The organism is Deinococcus pimensis DSM 21231 (assembly GCF_000519345.1).
GTDB lineage: Bacteria > Deinococcota > Deinococci > Deinococcales > Deinococcaceae > Deinococcus_A > Deinococcus_A pimensis.
In genome coordinates this window covers 8,762-11,487 of record NZ_KI912646.1, presented here as the reverse complement: position 1 = coordinate 11,487, position 2,726 = coordinate 8,762, and the positions used below count along the sequence as shown (strand labels likewise).

3 protein-coding genes are annotated in these 2,726 nt (G+C 72.8%); all 3 read right to left on the bottom strand.

Going from position 1 to position 2,726, the window contains the following annotated elements; translation table 11 throughout:
• Positions 1 to 119: 119 nt before the first annotated feature.
• Entirely contained in the window at positions 120 to 1,568 is a 1,449-nt protein-coding gene (gatA, locus tag DEIPI_RS0112740) for an Asp-tRNA(Asn)/Glu-tRNA(Gln) amidotransferase subunit GatA (protein WP_027482008.1), read from the bottom strand.
• Positions 1,569 to 1,616: 48 nt separating this feature from the next.
• The gene (locus DEIPI_RS0112735; RefSeq protein WP_027482007.1) at positions 1,617 to 2,402 is read right to left on the bottom strand and encodes a DUF4388 domain-containing protein; all 786 of its coding nucleotides are present in this window, start codon (positions 2,400 to 2,402) and stop codon (positions 1,617 to 1,619) included.
• Between the two features lie 24 nt (positions 2,403 to 2,426).
• Positions 2,427 to 2,726, bottom strand: a 300-nt coding sequence (gene scpB / locus DEIPI_RS39770; RefSeq protein ID WP_045234264.1) for an SMC-Scp complex subunit ScpB, incomplete at its 5' end; no start/stop codon positions are given.

The window sequence follows — 2,726 nt, the reverse complement described above, 5'->3', positions numbered from 1 at the left end:
ACCAGGGGCACCGCCTCAACTGAGGCTCAAAAAGAATAGACCACCCTCAAGAACCTGTCAAGACACGCGCAGGCGAAAGGGGGGAGCGCTGCGCGCTCCCCCCTCGCCTCGCCACGGCCTCAGAGCGGCGGTTCGCGCAGGAACGCCCCGCTCGTCGCCGCCTCGAAGGCCGCCGCGACGGACACGAGCAGTTCGTCGGCCAGCGCGGGCGCCAGGAACTGCACCCCCACGGGAAGCTCGCGCCCGTCCAGCGTCTCGAAGCCTGCCGGGACCGACACGGCCGGGATGCCCGCGAGGTTCGCGATGACGGTATCCACGTCCGCCGCGTACATCGCGACGGGATCGTCCATCCGCTCCCCGATCCGGAACGCCGGGAACGGCGAGGTGGGCGTCACGAGGACGTCCGCGTCCGCGAAGGCCCGCGCGAGGTCGTCCGCGACGAGACGGCGCACCTTCATCGCCTTGGAGTAGTACGCGTCGTAGTAGCCGCTCGACAGGGCGTAGGTGCCCATCAGGACGCGGCGCTTCACCTCCGTCCCGAAGCCCTCGCCACGCGTGGCGCTCATGGAGGCGTTCACCTCGCGGACTCCGGCGGCGCGGCTCCCGTAGACCATGCCGTCGTAGCGGGCGAGGTTGCTGCTCGCCTCGGGTGTCGCCACGAGGTAGTACGCGGCGACGCCGTACTCCAGCGTGGGCAGGCTCACCTCCGTGACGGTCGCGCCGAGCCCTTCGAGCACCTCACGGGTGCGGGCCATGGCGGCGTCCACCCCGCTCGTGTTGCCCGCGAGGGCCTCGCGGACGAAGGCGAAGCGCAGACCCCGCACGTCCCGCGCGAGCGCCTCGCGAAAACGCGGGGCCGTGTCGAGGCTCGTCGCGTCGAGGTCGTCGGGCCCGACGATCGCGTCGAGCGAGAGCGCCAGGTCCGAGGCCGTCCGCGCGAAGGGCCCCACCTGGTCGAGGCTCGACGCGTACGCCACCAGCCCGTAGCGCGACACGCGCCCGTAGGTCGGCTTGAAGCCGTACACGCCCGTCATCGCGGCGGGCTGACGGATGCTGCCGCCCGTGTCCGAACCCAGCGAGAGCGGCACCACGCCCGCCGCGACCGCGACGGCGCTCCCGCCGGACGAGCCGCCCGGCACGCGCGAAACGTCCCAGGGATTGCGGGCGGGACCGAAGGCGCTCGTCTCGTTGGAGGAGCCCATCGCGAACTCGTCCATGTTGCCCTTCGCGACGATCACGGCGCCCGCGTCCTGCAGGCGACGCACCACCGTCGCGGTGTACGGGCTCACGTACGACGAGAGGATGCGGCTCCCGCAGGTGGTGCGCGAGCCGCGCAGGTTCAGGTTGTCCTTCACGACGACGGGCACGCCCGCCAGGAGGGGCGTCTCCCCCGCCGCGAGCCGCGCCTCGACGCGCGCCGCCTGCTCGCGCGCGTCGGGAACGAGACTGATGAGCGCGCCGAGGTGCGCTCTGGCCTCGGCGGCGCTCAGGGCTTCTTCGACGAGGTCGGTCGGACGCCGCTCGCCCCGGAGGACCGCTGCGGACAGGGTGGTGGCGGACTCGAACATTCGCCCATGTTAAGGCCTGATGACGGACCGGTCCTCATGCCCGCGGGGTCAGCGCGTCTCTCCTCCGACCGGGGTCTCCCCCGGCCGCGCCAGCACGGAGCTCCCGACCCGCAGGCCGTGCTGCACGAGCGCCTCCGGGGTGAGCAGCAGCTGGTTCCCGACGCGCGGGGTGGAGCGCAGCCTGAGGGTGAGGACGCGGCCCGCGTCGGTGCGGAGCTGCACGAAGTGCGGCGTCCGGCCGACCTGCTGCGCCCAGGTGGCGACGATGGACGCGTCCACGATCGCGCCCGAGGGGCCGTCCTTCCACACGCCCACCGTGAGCCGCGCGACGCGCGCCCTGCGTTCGGAGAGCACCCCGACGCGGGCGAAACGTGCGACGGCGGCGAGTTCCTCGTCGGAGTCGAGTTCGCCCATGGCGCGCCCCGCGCGGGCGAAGGTGAGGACGCGGCGCTCCGTCCGGTCGAGGGCGTCCTCGTCGGGGTCGAGTTCGACCTTGGCGGGTCCCCTGAAGGCCTCGGGGACGGGGACGCCGAGCCTGAGCGCCGCGAGGAGCGCCGTGAGGACGGGCAGGTCCGGACCGTTGGTGGGCAGCGGGTCCTCGGGACGAACGGCGAAGGTGCCGCGCGGGTCCGTCAGGAGCGCCGCGAGCGCCTCCAGCCCCCGGAAGATGCCGAAGGTCACGCCGGTCACACGGCCCTCGCGCAGGCCGAGGTGGAACAGGCCGTCGGGGTGGCGCACCTCGAAGAGGCCGCCACGTCCGGAGGCGACGAGCGTCAGGAGCAGTTCCGGCAGGTCGTAGTCGTCGAGGTTTCCGAGCAGGTCTCGTGCGGTCAAGGGGTCCTCGGGTGGGCGCGGGGGTCAGCCGCGCAGGAGGTTCGTGAAGGTGTCGTTGTCGAGGGACGGAAGTTCCTCGAGCCCATTGAGGCCGAACTCCAGCAGGAATTTCTGCGTGGTCCCGTACAGCAGCGGACGACCCACGGCGTCGGAGCGGCCCACGACCTTCACGAGCTCGCGTTCCTGCAGGGTGACGATCGCGCCGGCGGGCGCGCCGCGCATCGCCTCGATCTCGGCGCGGGTGACGGGCTGTCGGTACGCGATGATCGCGAGGACCTCCAGCGCGGCGCTCGACAGGGGCGGCAGGGGGGGCGGCGCGAGCAG